This is a genomic window from Paenibacillus sp. 2TAB26 (genome assembly GCF_052115145.1).
GTDB lineage: Bacteria > Bacillota > Bacilli > Paenibacillales > Paenibacillaceae > Pristimantibacillus.
Window position 1 is genome coordinate 156,542 of the sequence record NZ_JBFRGC010000020.1, and the last position, 16,525, is coordinate 173,066.

Annotated in this window: 15 protein-coding genes; 5 read left to right on the forward strand and 10 right to left on the reverse strand. The window is 44.1% G+C overall.

Annotated features, from left to right (window positions below; translation table 11 throughout):
• Positions 1 to 581: 581 nt before the first annotated feature.
• The 7 genes from AB4Z50_RS22830 to AB4Z50_RS22860 form a co-directional block, all read right to left on the reverse strand.
• Entirely contained in the window at positions 582 to 2,000 is a 1,419-nt protein-coding gene (locus tag AB4Z50_RS22830; RefSeq protein WP_441882516.1) for a putative amidoligase domain-containing protein, read from the reverse strand.
• Positions 2,001 to 2,139: 139 nt separating this feature from the next.
• Entirely contained in the window at positions 2,140 to 2,703 is a 564-nt protein-coding gene (locus AB4Z50_RS22835; protein WP_076265792.1) for an outer spore coat protein CotE, read from the reverse strand.
• A gap of 601 nt (positions 2,704 to 3,304) precedes the next feature.
• Positions 3,305 to 4,273, reverse strand: a complete 969-nt coding sequence (locus tag AB4Z50_RS22840; protein WP_076265791.1) for an aromatic acid exporter family protein — start codon at positions 4,271 to 4,273, stop codon at positions 3,305 to 3,307.
• A 38-nt stretch (positions 4,274 to 4,311) separates the two neighbouring features.
• Positions 4,312 to 5,109 carry an ABC transporter permease gene (locus tag AB4Z50_RS22845; protein ID WP_441882555.1) on the reverse strand — a complete coding sequence of 266 codons (798 nt, stop codon included), beginning with the start codon at positions 5,107 to 5,109 and terminating at the stop codon, positions 4,312 to 4,314.
• 82 nt (positions 5,110 to 5,191) lie between these two features.
• On the reverse strand, positions 5,192 to 5,989 hold the full coding sequence (locus AB4Z50_RS22850) for an ABC transporter ATP-binding protein (RefSeq protein ID WP_441882519.1): 798 nt from the start codon (positions 5,987 to 5,989) through the stop codon (positions 5,192 to 5,194).
• Positions 5,990 to 6,016: 27 nt separating this feature from the next.
• On the reverse strand, positions 6,017 to 7,027 hold the full coding sequence (locus AB4Z50_RS22855; RefSeq protein WP_430058807.1) for an ABC transporter substrate-binding protein: 1,011 nt from the start codon (positions 7,025 to 7,027) through the stop codon (positions 6,017 to 6,019).
• Positions 7,028 to 7,184: 157 nt separating this feature from the next.
• Positions 7,185 to 8,699 carry a carboxypeptidase M32 gene (locus AB4Z50_RS22860; RefSeq protein WP_339209632.1) on the reverse strand — a complete coding sequence of 505 codons (1,515 nt, stop codon included), beginning with the start codon at positions 8,697 to 8,699 and terminating at the stop codon, positions 7,185 to 7,187.
• Positions 8,700 to 8,838: 139 nt separating this feature from the next.
• Here AB4Z50_RS22860 and AB4Z50_RS22865 point away from each other — a divergent pair, with 139 nt between their 5' ends.
• A complete protein-coding gene (locus tag AB4Z50_RS22865) occupies positions 8,839 to 9,168 on the forward strand; it encodes an iron-sulfur cluster biosynthesis family protein (protein ID WP_076265787.1) in 330 nt (109 codons plus the stop codon).
• Positions 9,165 to 9,731: a beta-class carbonic anhydrase gene (locus tag AB4Z50_RS22870; RefSeq protein WP_441882522.1), complete on the forward strand. Its 567-nt coding sequence runs from the start codon at positions 9,165 to 9,167 to the stop codon at positions 9,729 to 9,731. Before AB4Z50_RS22865 ends, AB4Z50_RS22870 begins: the two co-directional genes overlap by 4 nt.
• A 24-nt stretch (positions 9,732 to 9,755) precedes the next feature.
• Here AB4Z50_RS22870 and AB4Z50_RS22875 read toward each other — a convergent pair whose 3' ends face one another.
• On the reverse strand, positions 9,756 to 10,298 hold the full coding sequence (locus tag AB4Z50_RS22875; protein WP_441882524.1) for a DUF309 domain-containing protein: 543 nt from the start codon (positions 10,296 to 10,298) through the stop codon (positions 9,756 to 9,758).
• 192 nt (positions 10,299 to 10,490) lie between these two features.
• Here AB4Z50_RS22875 and AB4Z50_RS22880 point away from each other — a divergent pair, with 192 nt between their 5' ends.
• From AB4Z50_RS22880 to AB4Z50_RS22890, 3 genes are all read left to right on the forward strand, one after another.
• Positions 10,491 to 10,907: a hypothetical protein gene (locus AB4Z50_RS22880; protein WP_076265784.1), complete on the forward strand. Its 417-nt coding sequence runs from the start codon at positions 10,491 to 10,493 to the stop codon at positions 10,905 to 10,907.
• 2 nt (positions 10,908 to 10,909) lie between these two features.
• Positions 10,910 to 11,188 carry a YxcD family protein gene (locus tag AB4Z50_RS22885; protein WP_441882526.1) on the forward strand — a complete coding sequence of 93 codons (279 nt, stop codon included), beginning with the start codon at positions 10,910 to 10,912 and terminating at the stop codon, positions 11,186 to 11,188.
• 235 nt (positions 11,189 to 11,423) lie between these two features.
• Positions 11,424 to 13,289 carry a glycosyl hydrolase family 18 protein gene (locus AB4Z50_RS22890; protein WP_441882528.1) on the forward strand — a complete coding sequence of 622 codons (1,866 nt, stop codon included), beginning with the start codon at positions 11,424 to 11,426 and terminating at the stop codon, positions 13,287 to 13,289.
• Between the two features lie 53 nt (positions 13,290 to 13,342).
• On the opposite strand, the gene AB4Z50_RS22895 is transcribed toward AB4Z50_RS22890, so the two are convergent.
• Positions 13,343 to 14,620 carry an ATP-binding protein gene (locus tag AB4Z50_RS22895; RefSeq protein ID WP_441882530.1) on the reverse strand — a complete coding sequence of 426 codons (1,278 nt, stop codon included), beginning with the start codon at positions 14,618 to 14,620 and terminating at the stop codon, positions 13,343 to 13,345.
• A gap of 342 nt (positions 14,621 to 14,962) precedes the next feature.
• Entirely contained in the window at positions 14,963 to 16,339 is a 1,377-nt protein-coding gene (locus tag AB4Z50_RS22900; RefSeq protein WP_441882532.1) for an MATE family efflux transporter, read from the reverse strand.
• Between the last annotated feature and the right edge of the window lie 186 nt (positions 16,340 to 16,525).

Here is a 16,525-nt window from a genome sequence, read left to right on the forward strand (position 1 = left end):
TATGCCCATTTTGGCTGTTTACGCAGCACTAACGGACATAGAATCCCTTATTTGGCTTTTCGAGCTAGTTTTTAGCTCTCTTTTGCGCAAATAGCGGAATGTATGTCCGTTAGGTTCAAATATGTGCTTGATTATCGAAAATAGCGGATCGTATGTCCGTTAGGTAGTGTGCGGTAACTTATGCGATGAGCTAACGGACATCAGATACGTTATTATGCTCATTTTGGCTGTTTACGCAGCACTAACGGACATAGAATCCCTTATTTGGCTCCTGGAACTAGTTTTTAGCTCCCTTTTGCGCAAATAGCGGAATGTATGTCCGTTAGATTTAAATATGCGCCCGATTCTCCAAAATAGCGGATCGTATGTCCGTTAGGAAAATACCAATGTTATCGAAAGCCGACACATCCGCTCCATACTCTGTTCAATATGGAGCTCATCTCCTGTTTTGCACATCTTCTTGCAGCAACAGTAAATAACACATAATAAAAGCCAAGTGCAGCGTGTGCCGACGAGTTAATTAACACACTCAGAAGCAATAACTCAAGCAATAGCGACTTACAGATGCCATTTCGCAACGCCTATCTTCTTAATGGCAGTCTCCATTTGACACGTATATCTGTGCTTTCATCCCATGTCTTGCCTTTTCTTGCGGCATCAAACAATGGCTCGATGTATGGGGCGAGCTCAGAGTAGCTTGCTGTGGCCGAGAGTGCTGAAACGAGGCCATCCAAGCAGTTCGCTAGTTCTGCGCGGTCGCCGGAATAATATGCTGCTACATAACGCTCCTGCAGGGACGGCATGTAGGATAGATTTTGTTCTTCGCAGGCGCATATAAGCGCGAGCGCGAAGGAGGCTTTGGCTGCCGCAGGCGATACAAGCCAGCTCGGCAGCGTGCGGTATTCGAACCCGCCATGCGGCTGCAGACGGAAGTCTCCAAGGGTTCCATACCTTGGACGGCGGGCCCGCCCTGCGGGGTCCTCGACAAGCGCGAGCGGGAATGCCGCGTAGCTGTCCAGCAAGCGGAGCAAGCGACTCGTCAGCGGCGCTCCGCTAAGATGAATGTGCCCGCCGAGCGCAAGCCCCGGCACGGGCATAGCTCCAGCGGCCCAGCGCAGCGCCGGGTCGCTGATGCGATCGGCGGCGCGCAGCAGCAGCCGCCGCACATTCGCGGCAAGCGCGGCCGGGCTATCGGCCGGCTCGGGCCGCAGCTCGGCGACGGGATACAGCAGCCGTCGCCCTACGAGCAAGGCGTCGGCACCGGCTGCCCCGCCGACGCCAGCTCCAAAAAACCGTGACGCCGACGCGATCTTCCCCGCTGGCGTCACAAGCACAAACTCCGGATCGGCGCCAATAAGCAGCTGCCGATCCATAGTCTCCGCTCTCGCCGCAGCATGCCATGCGGCGAAACGCCTAAGCGAAGCAGCCTCCAGCCTCGTGTCCCTCAGCTTCGGCCAAGCATCACGGACGGCTGTGCGCCCGTCCCCGCCAAGCCACACCTCGGCCTCGCCAATATCGAGGCCAAGCGCATAGAGTGCCGCTACAGCGGAACGCGCCACTCTTCGCAGCGCTGGATCATCAGGCCAACCGCCGCTGATTGGCAGCAAAGATTTATTCTGCATCACTTTCCCCGATGCATCAATTCGCAGCATTTCGACGGGCTCCAAATGGACGACGCTGATGCGGTACAATCGTTCACTCTGAATCGCAGGACCGCCGCACAAGCCAGCTCGGCGCCAAATGCGCTGTTTCTCCGAATCAAGCAGATTTGTGGCAATGTGACCGTTGACATTAAGAATCCACATCCCTGTGAAACGGCTGCTATCGATTGTGCGGGCGTCTGACCATGCGAGCACAGCATCCCCTGCTCTCACTGCTGACCAGTGCTCGGCATGCATCGGCTGCCCATTGCGCTCGCCTGAGGTATGCTGCTCGTTGGCATCGTATGTAATTTTCTCCAGCCGATCGTAGCTGCCCCGCCATATCCACGTCGAAGCCATTGCTTTCCCGCCTTTAAACAAGGGATGTATACATAAAATATCGTTTTATTTATAATTTCAAAAAAAAAGAGGGCTTTCGCCCTCGAATTTGCCGCTCGCGCAGCATATGATACCTTGATAGCAAAGCTTCCCGGCTTGCTTACAACTCATCGTCCAGCAGATCAGGATCCAAATCCTCATAATCATTATCGCCGAGGCTGAATTCCAAATCCTTGCCGTCCAGGTCGTCGCAACCGCCTGGAAGAACCGCTACACAAACCTTAGTCTCGGCAACTAGCTCTACCGAAAACTCACGCTCTACACGAATCACGACGCCTGAACCGTTCGAAGAAATATTCGCTTCGATACAGTTTGGCTCCTGAACTACCTCGGCTGACACTTCCACTGTAGAAGGCCGATGTTTCGGGTCTACATAGGATAGATTGACATGCTCGACGTAATGCACGGATTCCTTAGCTACGTCTGTTTGCGAGTTTTTGCTGTACGAATACCAAATGTTGATATCGTAAGTACCAATTACCTCAATGCCGTCGCCCGAACGAACCGCTTCATACTGATGGTTGATGATCCATGCTCCCAGAATACTGGTTGGATTATGAGGCGGCGTTACGGTATGGGTTACAGTGGAAAACTTACGACCTTTGCCGCAGACAGCTTTCGTAATTATTTCTCTGTATTGTAGCTGTTTATCTGCAATAGTCATTGATTTAACCTCCTCCATACAATCATTCATTTAAAGTGTATGCAGGACATTCGTCTAGGGTGACTGTTTATTTTCTCGAAATATAAGATTATATAAGTTTTATACTTATAGCGATCCATATAGATCACTGCGGAACGGATGCTAGAGCCGCCTGACGTCGGAAATAGCCGTTACGCTTGAAATATAAGAATACATAAGTGCCACACTTATAACGATGCTTATATTTCTCAGCTAAACGTATGCTGTGCCGAAATGGCTTGCAGAACTGCTTGCGATTGATATGCATGCGATTATAGCTTTTATCTCTACAATCACGCTCGCATATATGCGCAAAACGATAGTTAGGTTTGCCAATGTCGCCACAGCCGTTTACGCTAGAAATTCAAGCGGCTATAGTTTAAAACCTATAAGCCACTCGTATTTCAACGTGATACGATAGCTATGTCTACGAATGCCGCCACAGCCGCATACGCCAGAAATTCATGCAATTACTTATTACGCCATAATCACATTTGAATTTCTAGGCGGTACAATAGCTATGTCTACGAATGTCGCCACAGCTATTTACGCTTGCCTCGCAACGAATTTTTCCCTTTACATTCTATGGTCGAAGTTCGGACGTCATGACTTTTCTTTTTTTTAATCGCTTCGCGATACCTAAATACCGTTCAAGTTCCCTTAAAAGCATGAGCAGCGAAGCGCGAACCTCGAACTCATCTCTTGTTTTTGGCAGCTCCATCGCTTGAAATAATCGAGACAGCTCTAGCAGCCGCTCTCCAACGCTGCCTTTATAAACATCTGATTTCACATCGCTAGACAGCTGATCAAACAAATCTGCGATCATAATCGCTTGAGGAAACTTTTCATATACGAAAGCAAGCTTAACCATCATTTGCTGGATGGATTCGAGCTGCTGACGTCTCATTTCAAAATAAGTGGACCAATATTGCTCTTGGCCCCAAAGCCGATTTTCGCGATTGCGAACGGAGCGCTGGGCTCCTTCCTCAATCGCGTTATAGGCTTCCAAAATTTCGCCGCCATTCCATATATGCGATGGATCTCGCAGCGTCAGCGACATTTCTTGAAAGATGACGGCAAAGTTTTGCTCAATTGAAGAACGAAAGAAGCTAAGTTGATGCTCATCCTTAGGCATATAAATGATGTTCACGATGGTTGCCCATCCCAAACCTGCAAATAAGAGCATAATTTCGTTTCCAATAATGTCGGTTGTCACCTCAGCCCGATTGAAAAGGTGGAATACGATAACCGAACTTGTAACGATGCCATCCTTCAATTGGAAGCGCGACAATATTGGAAAAGTAATGAGAATGAATATAGCAACTGCCCAAATGTGAAAACCAAATACAGTAAAGATAAGCGAAGCAAAAAAAAGTCCGAGCACAGAAGCGATAAATCGCACAAATGCGCTCTTAATCCCCTTCATCCTCGTCACTTCAACACCAAGTATGGCAAGAATCCCGGCGCCAAGCGGCGGCTCCAATCCGAGATAGACTGCGGTATAAATGGCTGCAATGGCGGCTAACGCCGTTTTGATAATACGAATGCCCATGAATTAACCTCACGTTAAGTAGGATTTATTTCTACATCCTACCGCTCGCGCCAACCCTCAGTCAACTTTCTCTCCAGCATTGCAACTAATTGATACATAACCGTAGCGACTACAGCAATCACAATCAAGCTTGATAGCACTAGTGTGAAATTGAAGACTTGGAAGCCATATATAATTAAATAACCTAAACCTAGCTTTGCGACGAGAAACTCACCCACGATGACGCCGATCCACGCTAGCCCGACATTAACTTTCAACGTTGAAATAATGACAGGAAAAGAACCCGGCAAAATGACTAGCTTAAATAATTGCAGTCTAGAAGCACCAAACAGCCTTACGACCTTAATATAACCGGTGTCAATCTCACGAAATCGATTATAAATGTTCAAAATCGTTATAATGACAGTGATCGATAGCGTAATGGCAACGATCGACATAAAGCCTGGTCCAAGTCCAACGATAAAAATAGGTCCAAGCGCTACTTTTGGCATACTATTGAGGACGACCAAATAAGGATCGAATACACGAGATAGAAATGGGAACCACCATAGCAAAGCGGCAATCACAGTGCCTAAAATCGTACCAAGCAAGAAACCTACGACGGTTTCTGTCACGGTCATGCCAACATGAGGCCAGATGGAGCCGTCCACCATCGTCTTCCAAAGCTGTAGAAACATCTTGGAGGGATAGCTGAACAGCAAAGGATCAATCCAATTTTTGCGCCCAGCTGCTTCCCATAGACCGATAAACAGGAGCAGCAGCACAAACTGTGTTGTGATGACCGCAGCTGTAATACGCCGTTTGTGTTCTTTGAACCGAGTGTGCAGCTCGCCCATCCAAGTCAGGCGATCCTCTTGAATACCCGCTACAACAGCTTTACCTGTTTTGTCTTTATTCAATATATCCTGCCCGCTTCGTTTATCCACCATTTCCACCCCCTTCCATGTCGTCCTCATCAAGCTCCTCCCATAAGCGATCAAACAATTGTTGAAAATCTGGGAGCTTGCGAGCCGCCATCGGGGTTGCTTGACGAATCTCTTCCGGTATTTCCACTTCACATCGAATATGTCCGGGATTTCTGCCTAGCACGATAACACGGTCACTCATTGCAGCAGCTTCTGCCAGATCATGTGTGACGAGAACGGCTGTTTTGCCAAGTCTCTTTAATGTCTGATGAACCAAGTCCTCGAGTTGGAGCTTGATATGCAAATCAAGTGCTGAGAAAGGCTCATCGAGTAGAAGCACTTCCGGCTCTGTAGCTAAAGTTCTTGCAAGTGCGACTCGCTGCCTCATTCCGCCTGATAGCTCATGAGGATATTTTCGCCCTGAATCCGGAAGTCCAAGCTCAACCAACAGCTCATCTACCGCTTGAAGCGCCTTTTCTGATTTTCGTCCGCTTATTTCAAGTCCAATTGCGGCATTTTCTTTGATAGAACGCCATGGAAATAAATAATCTTGCTGCAGCATGTAGCCTACCTTGGGCGAAGGTCCCACAACCCGCTCACCATTTAGCAGTACTTGACCCTTAGTCGGTGGAAACAAGCCGGCTAACAGACTAAGCACCGTCGTCTTGCCGCAGCCGCTAGGACCAACCAAGCTGATAAACTCCCCGCGGTTAACCGTCAGTTCAATTTGTTCGACCGCGAGGGAGGCTCCTTTTTCATTCACATATACATGTGATAATTGCTGCAGCTCAAGCACGGGTACATCCATCATGCCTAAGCCTCCATTTCATGCCGGCAGTTATTTCACTGCTTCGATTGCTTTTTCGGCAAAGCTAGTATCTACAATTTCACTATGCTCGGTACGCTTCTGAAGTTCTCCCGCGCTCGTAATAACGTCAAGAAGGTTGTTCCATTCCCCTTCATCAATGATCGGATCTGTCGCGAACGAGCCTTGTTTTTTGTATCGGTCAATGGAGCTGATAAGAATATCGCGATCCACATTTTCAAAATATGGCAGCACAACATCGGCAATGGCTTCTGCATTGTTGTCCTTAACCCAGAGCTGCGCTTTATGAACAGCGTTCGTGAACGATTGAATAGCTTTTTTGTTTTTGTTGATATAGCTTTTCTTAGCCATAAACACCGTGTAAGGAAGGTGACCGCTTTCCTCACCGAATGATGCTACCACATGCCCCTTGCCTTCCTTCTCAAAAATCGAAGCTGTCGGTTCAAATAGCTGGACATAATCGCCAGTACCCGATGCGAAGGCTGCAGGTATGTTTGCAAAATCAACGTTTTGAATCAGCTCCAAATCCGCTTTCGGATCGATGCCTAGCTTCTTTAACGCAAACTCGCCGGCCATCTGCGGCATTCCGCCTTTTCTTTGGCCAAGGAATACTTTTCCTTTTAAATTGTTCCAATCGAAGTTTGCATCAGCCTCTCTAGCTACAAGGAAAGTACCATCGGTTTGAGTCAATTGGGCAAAATTAATGATCGGATCATCCGTCCCCTGCTGATACACATAAATGGACGTTTCCGATCCAACCAATGCAACGTCGATCGCATTTGAGAGCAATGCCGTCATCGTTTTGTCACCGCCCGGCGTAGTCGTTAATTCCACATCGAGCCCTTCCTCTTTAAAGAAGCCTTTCGCGACAGCTACGTATTCTGGTGCATAAAATAATGAGCGCGTTACTTCGCCGATACGAATCTTCACATTGCCTGAATCGCCTTTCCCGCATCCAGCAAGTACACTTGTCATGACTAGCACTGCGGCGAGCAGCATCGTCAATACCATTCGTTTTTTCATTTTTGAGTCCCTTCTGCAACTATGCGTTTAATAAATGTACTTCAGCCTATGCGCTTTAGCGAAGGGCGGTGAATACATGCACAAAAAGAAGGCTGCCCATTATCGTCATTGGACGATTGGACAGCCTTCTCATCTTGATATTAAATTTAGCTGCTTATTACAGCTTGTAGATGTCAGTATATTTTTTCGTTAAATAAGCAACCAAATGCTGTGGATCAAGCGGTTTGCCAGTAACGCTCTGGATAAGCTCAGATGGCGTTCTCAGCTTGCCGTATTTGTAAATGCGCTCGCTAAGCCATTGCTTAATCGGCAGTAAATTCCCTTTTTCTACACTGCCCCAGAAACCTTGCAGATCACGCTCCATCGTATCTGCGATTTGTGCCGCATACATATTGCCAAGTGAATAGGAAGGGAAATAACCAAAAGCTCCACCTGACCAGTGAACATCTTGGAGAACGCCTTCTGCATCATTTTGCGGAGTCACGCCTAAATACTCTTTGTATTTTTCATTCCAGATAGCTGGAAGATCTGCAGCTTTCGCGCCGCCATTAAATATAAGCTTCTCGATCTCATAGCGGATAATGATATGCAGATTATAAGTCAGCTCATCTGCTTCTATTCTAACAAGCGATGGCTGCACAACATTATTCCCACGATAAAATTGATCAACGCTCACATCAAGCTGGCCAGGAAAACGTTGTTGAAGCTCGCCGAAATAACGATTCCAGAACGGTCTGCTGCGGCCAATGACATTTTCCCAGAAGCGGGATTGCGATTCGTGAATCCCCATGGAAGTTCCGGTGCAAAGTGTTGTGCCGATAAGCTCTTCCATAATATTTTGTTCATAAAGCGCATGACCGCCTTCATGAATTGTTCCGAACAATGCGCTTGTTACATCGTCCTCCAAATATCTTGTCGTAATTCGAACATCGCCGGGATTAAGTCCTGTAGCGAATGGATGAGCACTCTCATCGAGCCTGCCTGCTTCAAAGTTGTAGCCCATTTGCTCCAATATGTATAGACTAAACGCTTTTTGAGACGATTTATCATAGTTTTGCTTCAGAAATGAAGTATCTGGCTGATGCGGCGAGTTTGCGATCGCTGCTGCTAGCGGTACGAGCTGCTCGCGTAAACCGCCAAACACTCGGTCAAGTTCAGCAACCGTCATGCCCGGTTCATATTGATCGAGAAGCGTATCATAACGAGTCTCTTTCGGTCCCCAAAGATCAATAAATTGATTTGTATAGGAAATGACCTTCTCCAAATAAGGCTGGAAGCTTGCATAATCATTGTTTTCCTTCGCTTCTTCCCATTTGCTTTCGGATTGCGAGGATAACACCACATATTCTTGATAGAGCTTCGGTGGTATTTTGATGCTGCGATCGTACTCCTTGCGAGTTTCCGCAACTAAACGCTGATCGATTTCACTGAGCTCTGAGTATACAGAACGATCCTCCAGTGTGGACAGATTTTCTCCTAGTTCAGGTGATGTTGCCAGCTTAAAATGGTCACCGGATAACACGCCAATGACCTCTGAGCGATTATCCATTCCTTTGCGCGGAGCGCCTGTGCGCAAATCCCAATATAGAACTCCGAGTGCTTCCTCATAGCTCGAAATTTTGCGAATGGTTTCTCTGAAATTTTGCAGAGCTTCCGTATGTTTTGTAGACATCATTGTTCCACCTTCCTGCTTCGTTTTTACATTGATTATGATTCATGGGATCTTTACTTGATCTTACTTATTCCAATCCTTATAATCATCTTAAACCTGCAAGACATCCAGTGCAAGAGATAGAAAGAGAGGAAGCCATATGCATATCATTTTTTCCAAAGCAGCTACTGATCGGTTAACTCCTTATTTAAAAGAGGGGAAAAACCAATTAAAACTGCTTCATGATACAGAAGGATGCGGTTGTGTCGTTAGCGGCGTTCCTGCCCTTCAGTTGATTAGTGAGCCCACGGTGGACGACAAACTCGCACAAGGCGATCCTTTGCCCTTCTATTATGAACCTCGCCATGAAATATATTATGAACCCCAGCTGCGTGTTGATTACAATGAGGAACGAAGCAGCTTTAGTCTCAAGAGCGACAGCCAAATCTATACGGTAAACCTTCGTTTTCTAAGCGGAGGAGCAGCATGAACAAGATTGATGAAATTTTAAATTACAATAAAGAATTTGTTGAGAACCGGAAATACGAGAAATATTCCACGAGCAAATATCCAAACAAAAGAATGGTCATCGTTACTTGTATGGATACAAGGCTGACAGAAATGCTGCCCAAAGCTATGAATCTCAAAAATGGCGATGCCAAAATCATTAAAAACGCTGGTGCTATCGTAACCCAGCCTTTTGGCAATATTATGCGTAGTGTCCTTGTCGCCTTATATGAGCTGCAAGCTGACGAAGTATTTGTCGTTGGCCATAGCAATTGCGGGATGACTGGTCTCAACCCTGAACTCATCATTCAGCATATGGAAGAGCGAGGCGTCTCCAATGAGACGATTACAACCTTGAAGCATTCAGGTCTTAATCTGATGCGCTGGCTGACTGGCTTCGACAACGTCAGAGACAGTGTTCTAAACAGTGTAAGCATCATCCGCAATCACCCCCTGCTGCCTGCTAATATTTTAGTACATGGATTGATTATTGATTCCGAAACTGGTGAACTAGAGCTTGTAGACGCTGCAACGCCTCAATTGTAAACAAATAAAACGGGAACACAGCGGTTATTCAATCATACCGCTACGTTCCCGTTTTTTTGCTTCATAAGCTGYAAGTCTTGCTGCTATCACATCGGATCTGTCTCTCTTTGAATGCCTGTGTATGATTGCATCATCATCTAATGGGCTCGTAGCTCCCCAAATCAATCCTCTTTGATCACACATCTGCTTGCACAATAAAACGACGTCTTCGTTTACAATTTGCAAATTAATATCTGTATAGGGAGTTTCGTCCTCTGCCTGCAAATAAGCCAATCTCGCACTTAATTGCATCTGCAAGCTGTTCTTACCTAAACCAAGCTCATCAAGCGGGGCTGCAGACAGTCTGCGATCTGCTTGCGTTAGCATTTTGACTGCGCCGCGAACATTGCCTCTGCGCTCGTGATAGAGGCCAACAGCCAGCTGAATAAGTCCAACCCAAGTATCCGCAAATCGATCACCGGGATTCTCTTTCCAGTACTCCTCCAGAAGCTCGTGACATTCGAAATAATCTCTGGATGCATGGAACTCCACTAAATAAGCAATATACGCTTTCGGAAAAGAAATCATAAAAACCTCCAAATGACTTTTTCCAATCGAATTCATCGTTTCATTAATAATAAAAATATTAGCATATGTCGCTTATACTTTCATACATTTAAACCAATCCTATAGAAATAAATGAAACCAATATGTCTATTAGCCGTATATTATCTATGTTTGTAAAGAATGTATTAAAGATATCAGGAGGAGAAAACACAGATGAAAAAGGGATTCATGGTCATGCTGGCACTCACACTATTCATCACACTAGGTTTCGGACAGTATGCCGATGCAAAACCACGAGGCGGAATGAAATCTCCGAAACAAAGCGTTACGCAAAACCCTAAGAAATCGGATAACGTTAATCAATCGAACCCAGGCAAGAAAGCTGGAGCAACTACTGGCGCTACAAAACCTGGATTTTTTAGCGGCGGCGGCTTGATGAAAGGCCTAATGATTGGCGGTTTGGCAGGCTTGATGTTCGGCGGTTTGTTCGCGGGCATGGGCGCATTCGGTAATATTCTTGGTCTAATGATTAATTTAATGGCTATTTTCGCCATCATCATGCTAATACGTGTAGCATTTGTATATCTGCGCAGCAAGCGTAACCCGCCAGATCAACGGAGACCCTACTAATCGTGCGCATCTATACAGATGAGATTATAAACGCTATCTGCCTTCATATGTCTGAACGACGGGGAGTTAACCCTACCGATGTGGAAGTGCAGCTCTCATGGGAAGAAGAGTATGGGTATACGGCCGAGGTTTGGGTGAAGGGCCGCAGCCAGTACATCATTGAAGCGAATATCCTCGAGGCTATCGAGCAATATATGTTCACACAATATAGTCGGCGCGTTTTCCGCTCCAACATTACGTTGGATGCAGATGAAGAATTTTGGGCAGACATTTCCGATTAGCATAAAAGAAGCATCCAATAGCTTGCATTATCTTATGGATAAGCAGTTAACGGATGCTTTTTTTTGTGCCAAAAAATGCTCTCCCAATAATTACTAGAGAAATATTAATAGATTTCCAGCAACATCCTCGTCCTCCCTGCGTCTAATCATTAGACTAGAGAGGAGTGTATATGACAAATCTATGAGAAAAAAAATGAGTACAGCACTGCTTTTGCTTTTCTTTTGCCAAACAATCATGACAGCAACGGCAGGCATTGCAGATGCTGCAGCAAATCAAATGACAAAATTCCGTGTTTATCAAAATGACCAAATGCTCCGTGAGTTCACTACGGAGGGCCAAGCGATTTCCTATGCCGGGAAATTCGGTTACAGTCATGTCGAGAAAATTGCCGATCGTGCTTGGGTATGGGATAACTTCCCTCGTTACAAGGTTTATCAGAACGGTCAAACTCTCCCGAAATGGGAGTTTAGCACTTACAATCAAGCATTATCTGTTGCTAAAAACCTAACTAACGTACATATCCGTGATCTTGAAAACATTGGCTGGAGTTATCAATCCTATTCCAAGTTCAAGCTTTATCAAGGCGACAACACTCGTGACAATTGGTCCTTCCTTACACTTGCTGCCGCTAAGCAGGAAGCTAAAAAATGGGGAAATGCCCATGTAATCGACTTAACAACGAACAAATGGGTTTGGGGAAACCAGACAGCTGCACAAACTAAAGCACAGCGCGCAGCTGCACCCGTCTATCAGATTACTGTGGATGGGGCACCTGTAGAAGAGTTACCGCTTTACTCCTACCTCCTCGATGCTATGAATGCCTCATACTCCATTTCTGGCAGTCAGGTATTAAATACAGCAACGAGTAAGATCGTTCATTCGAATGTTCCTGCTTATTTAGTAAAACAAAATGGTGCCGTGGTCGGCTCTTCTATTAGCTTAGATGGGGCTGTACAGCTTGCGAAAAAAACACCAAATGCAGAAGTTACCTTTAATGAGAAAGTATACTGGTCCGGTATTCCTTATTTAGCCGTTTATCAAGGCGACAAGAAATTAAGAGCCTTCAATACAAAGACCGGTGCAATTGCGTATGCGAAGGGTTTTGCGAACAGCACTGTTCAAACGAGCGAAGGCCGTAAAATTTTCAGCAATACCAAAAGCCTAGTTTATATGGGATGGAATGGCAGCGCTACAAGCGCAACGATTATCAGCCATGTCGCTAATACGCAAGGATTGTCGATTGACTCCCCTACTTGGTTTGAGCTCTCCGCTGCGGATGGCTCAATGATCGACACTTCAGATCAAGTAGTCGTAGACACATTCAAAGAACAAGGAATTAAAGTAATGCCGCTCGTTCACAATCAATTTAACAAAAAAATGACGACGGAATTTTTAAAGAACAACACCGCCCAGCAAGCTTTCATTAAGACGCTTGTAGCGAAGCTTACTCAACTCGGTGTTGCAGGCATCAATCTTGATTTCGAAGAGGTCGCTGGAACGGATCGGGCTGCCTATACCACCTTTGTTACAGCACTTGCTAAAGCCGTGCATGACAAAGGTATGCAAATATCTATCGATTTGCCACGCGGCAGCTTAAGCTGGAATGATAGAACCGCTTACGACCATACCGCTCTATCGGCAGTCGTCGATACGATTATCATTATGGCTTATGATGAGCATTGGAAAGGAAGCGAGGTGCCTGGTTCCGTTGCTGGCCTCAACTGGGTTGAAGAAGGCGTTAAGCAATTTTTGAGCTATGGCGTTCCGCGTAACAAGCTTATGCTAGGCATTCCTTTTTACGTTCGTGAATGGAAGCTCGACAGCACGAATAAGCTAGTCAGCAACCGTGCCATCTTTATGAAGGAAATACCTAAGCTTATTGCAGATACGAACGCTCAAGGTGAGATGGACCCGGAATCCGGACAGATGAAATATAAGTATACCAAAGACGGCTTCACCTATTTATTCTGGGCTGAAACCGAAAACACGGTCAAAGCTCGTATCGATATAGCCAAAACTTACGATTTGGCTGGCGTTGCAGCTTGGCGCCTCGGTTATGAAAGCTCTGATTTGTGGACGATGATGCTTCGCAATAAATAACATGAATAGCCCCATTCTCCTATGGAGAATGGGGCTATTCTTCATTTATAGACTTATTTCAATTGATCTACGGCAGGGAATTTCAGCAATACCTTCGTCCCCATTCCGAGCTCGCTTTGAAAAGCAATTTTACCCTTTAATGCTTCGACAATCCGAAAGGTTACCAAAATGCCTAAGCCTGTCCCCGTTTCCTTTGTCGTAAAAAAAACGGTACCTAATTGCTCCAATTCCTCTCTAGATATGCCCTTTCCAGTATCAATAATTTCTATACAAATTTCTTCTTTGTAATAATAGGCATTGACAGTCACTTCACCTTTATCTGGGATCGCTTCTACCCCATTTTTAATTAGATTTAATATCACTTGAGTCAGCTTCGGTTTGTCTGCCCTTATATAAAGATCCGTTTGATTACAGTTTAAGTGGATTTGCACATTTTGAATTAACCCATAAGAATTCATAATTTCCAATGTATGTACCAGAAATTCGGAAATCTCGATTACTTCCAGCTGATCTGCTTGCGGCTTAGCCAGATTCAAATAATCAGAAATAATATACTCTGCTCTATCCAATTCAGCTAAAGCAATATTCAAGTAATCCTTTTTTTTGTCATCGACAGATTCCTTCAACAGCTGTAAAAATCCTTTCACTACCGTCAGAGGATTTCGCACCTCGTGAGCTACGGAAGCCGCAATTTGACTTACGATCTTCAATTTTTCACTACGCTCCAGCTCATTTTTCAAATATGCCGTTTCGATAAAATGCTCTTTCAGTAATATAGAGACACCCATTCCAATAAATGATGCTGCAGCTAAAATCGAAATGATAAAAATACAGTCTGAATGAATCTCGTTTGTGTAGGAGTTAATCTCTAGATAAACAAAAAAAGATAAAATGAACACAATAACGGAATAAATCGATAAGTTCATACAAATCAGCATACGTCTGGTAGCTTGTTTTTTACGCAACGACTTTAAAAAAAAGAAACACGGCCCCACACTTAGCAACAATGTTGCTGTAGAAAGGAAGACATCATCTCCTCCCATACACAAGCAGTATAAGATGGCAGCAGCAAGGGCAATAATGCCAGGTACAACATACTCATAGCCATAAATGATCAGAACAATTAAAGGAATGCTTCTTAAATCGCCATGAAAGTTGCCCATCACATAAATAGGATAAGCCATACAAAGGATAGAGGATGCTCCAAACACAAATCCATTTAGAACTTGATAAGAAATTCTATTAATTAATTTATTTCGAGAATAAAAAAATTGTTGGATAAAGATCGGAAAACATATGATAATTAGATGAATTAATAATTGATTTATCATATCTAGATATCAATTCCCTCTCCTTTTTGCTATTTTTTCTTCATTCTTTCGAACGATCTTGTCCCCTGTATAATATCATAAAAAATAGAAAATAATCATGAAATTTTTGGAAGATATCAGTAAAAATGAAAAACCCATGTCATAAGACATGAGCTAGTTTAAGATATTGGGAACCTAAGCTTACGTTCTCTGCTTTTCCGCTCTGTTTTTGCTGCCATGAAAAGAAACTATATATTCCTTAGAATGTTATATATTTATTTTTGAGTACGAAGTACTTCTACACAGACTCGATGAAGTTCACTATTGCCGTTACTTACCTTCCTCTTTCCTAACGTTTACATTTCAGCCCTCAAATGAGCCCATTTCCGGCGCTATCGTCAGCTTATTACGAAGTACAAAGAGCAGTACGCTAGCGATGACCAAAGCCATAAAATCAGCGATGACAATGGACCAAATAACACCATGAAACTGCATATAATGATTCATCACAAACAGAGTTGGAATAAAAATAACTCCCTGGGCAACCGCCATAACAAGAGCTGCCTTTCCTTGTGCTGTAGCTTGAAAAATACCAGTAATTAAAAGCGTAAAACCTGTCATAAACAAGGATAGAAAAACTACTTTCAAAATATAACTCCCTGTTGCAATCAGCTCTTGATCGATCGTGAACAGACCTATTAGATGATTCGAGATGAAGAATACAATAGTACCGCATAAGACAGCAATCGAAATGACAGCAGCAGCAGTAAACTGGATGACTTCTTTCATTCGTTTCTTATTTGCTGTAAAACAATAGGCTATCAAAGGAATCACTCCTTCACATAAGCCCATTATAATAAATTCAGGAAATTGCATAAGCCGAGAAGATGTTCCAAAGGCCGCAACAGAGGTATCTCCATAAATGGCGAGAAAATGATTAAAAAACAATGCCGTCGTTCCCATAAAAACGCTGAGTAAAAAAACAGGAACACCAACACTTAAAATATTTCGAATCATAGTTATCGTTACTCGACAAGCCTTCAAGGAAAGCGTTAAAAATGGGCTTTTACGATGAATATATTGGCCATAATAAACTACAGACGCAAGGTTTGCGAGCATAGTAGCGGCAGCAATTCCTTTCATTCCCCAGTCGAATACAAAAATAAAAAGAGCATCCAAAACAATATTCAAAATCACGCTTAATATCATGCCATACATCGATACTTTGGCTGCTCCTTCAGATCTAACAGTCTGTTCCAGCGCAAAATTTGCGATTACAGCCGGAGCTCCAATAAGCATTATGGTCACATAGTCTTTCGTATGGAGAAACGATATGGAGCTCGCCCCTAACCCGTATACGATTGAACTTATGAACGGTATACTAACCAAACAAATGACAACTCCTAAAAGAATCGAACTATAAAATGAAAAAGAAGAAACTTGTTCCACGCTTTTATATTCTTTTTCCCCTAAGAGCCGCGATATATAGGTTCCCCCACCGATGCCAATTAGATTCCCAAATGCCATCAGAATAGCAAAGACGGGCAAGGTGAGCGTGATCGCCGTTAACATTTCTGAGTTATGAAGGAAACCAATAAAGTACGCATTAATTATTGAATAAATAACACTTGCAGACATCCCTAAAATCATGGGTATGCTAAAATGAGCAATTGCTTTGGGAATTGGGGCTTTTTCAAAATAATAAATACTTTCGTTCGATTCAATGACGGTTTGTTCCATGAAAATCACTTCTTTCTGTTTTTTTGAGGAGCCAACAATTGTCAATTTAGTTAGATATCTAACTAAATGCTGAAAAATGAAAATCCATCTTTCAAATTCAAAGCACGTTTACACAAAAATAATTTCGAACAATACTGTTAGATATCTAACTATATTCTGAAAATAACTGCTGTTACGTATTATAAC

Excerpts from the sequence above, each read along its gene's own strand:
- AB4Z50_RS22830 (WP_441882516.1), bottom strand. The coding sequence starts at position 2,000 with ATGGCTTCGACGTGGATATGGCGGGGCAGCTACGATCGGCTGGAGAAA.
- AB4Z50_RS22835 (WP_076265792.1), bottom strand. The coding sequence starts at position 2,703 with ATGACTATTGCAGATAAACAGCTACAATACAGAGAAATAATTACGAAA.
- AB4Z50_RS22840 (WP_076265791.1), bottom strand. The coding sequence starts at position 4,273 with ATGGGCATTCGTATTATCAAAACGGCGTTAGCCGCCATTGCAGCCATT.
- AB4Z50_RS22845 (WP_441882555.1), bottom strand. The coding sequence starts at position 5,109 with ATGGGCGAGCTGCACACTCGGTTCAAAGAACACAAACGGCGTATTACA.
- AB4Z50_RS22850 (WP_441882519.1), bottom strand. The coding sequence starts at position 5,989 with ATGATGGATGTACCCGTGCTTGAGCTGCAGCAATTATCACATGTATAT.
- AB4Z50_RS22855 (WP_430058807.1), bottom strand. The coding sequence starts at position 7,027 with ATGAAAAAACGAATGGTATTGACGATGCTGCTCGCCGCAGTGCTAGTC.
- AB4Z50_RS22860 (WP_339209632.1), bottom strand. The coding sequence starts at position 8,699 with ATGTCTACAAAACATACGGAAGCTCTGCAAAATTTCAGAGAAACCATT.
- AB4Z50_RS22865 (WP_076265787.1), top strand. The coding sequence starts at position 8,839 with ATGCATATCATTTTTTCCAAAGCAGCTACTGATCGGTTAACTCCTTAT.
- AB4Z50_RS22870 (WP_441882522.1), top strand. The coding sequence starts at position 9,165 with ATGAACAAGATTGATGAAATTTTAAATTACAATAAAGAATTTGTTGAG.
- AB4Z50_RS22880 (WP_076265784.1), top strand. The coding sequence starts at position 10,491 with ATGAAAAAGGGATTCATGGTCATGCTGGCACTCACACTATTCATCACA.
- AB4Z50_RS22890 (WP_441882528.1), top strand. The coding sequence starts at position 11,424 with ATGACAGCAACGGCAGGCATTGCAGATGCTGCAGCAAATCAAATGACA.
- AB4Z50_RS22895 (WP_441882530.1), bottom strand. The coding sequence starts at position 14,620 with ATGATAAATCAATTATTAATTCATCTAATTATCATATGTTTTCCGATC.
- AB4Z50_RS22900 (WP_441882532.1), bottom strand. The coding sequence starts at position 16,339 with ATGGAACAAACCGTCATTGAATCGAACGAAAGTATTTATTATTTTGAA.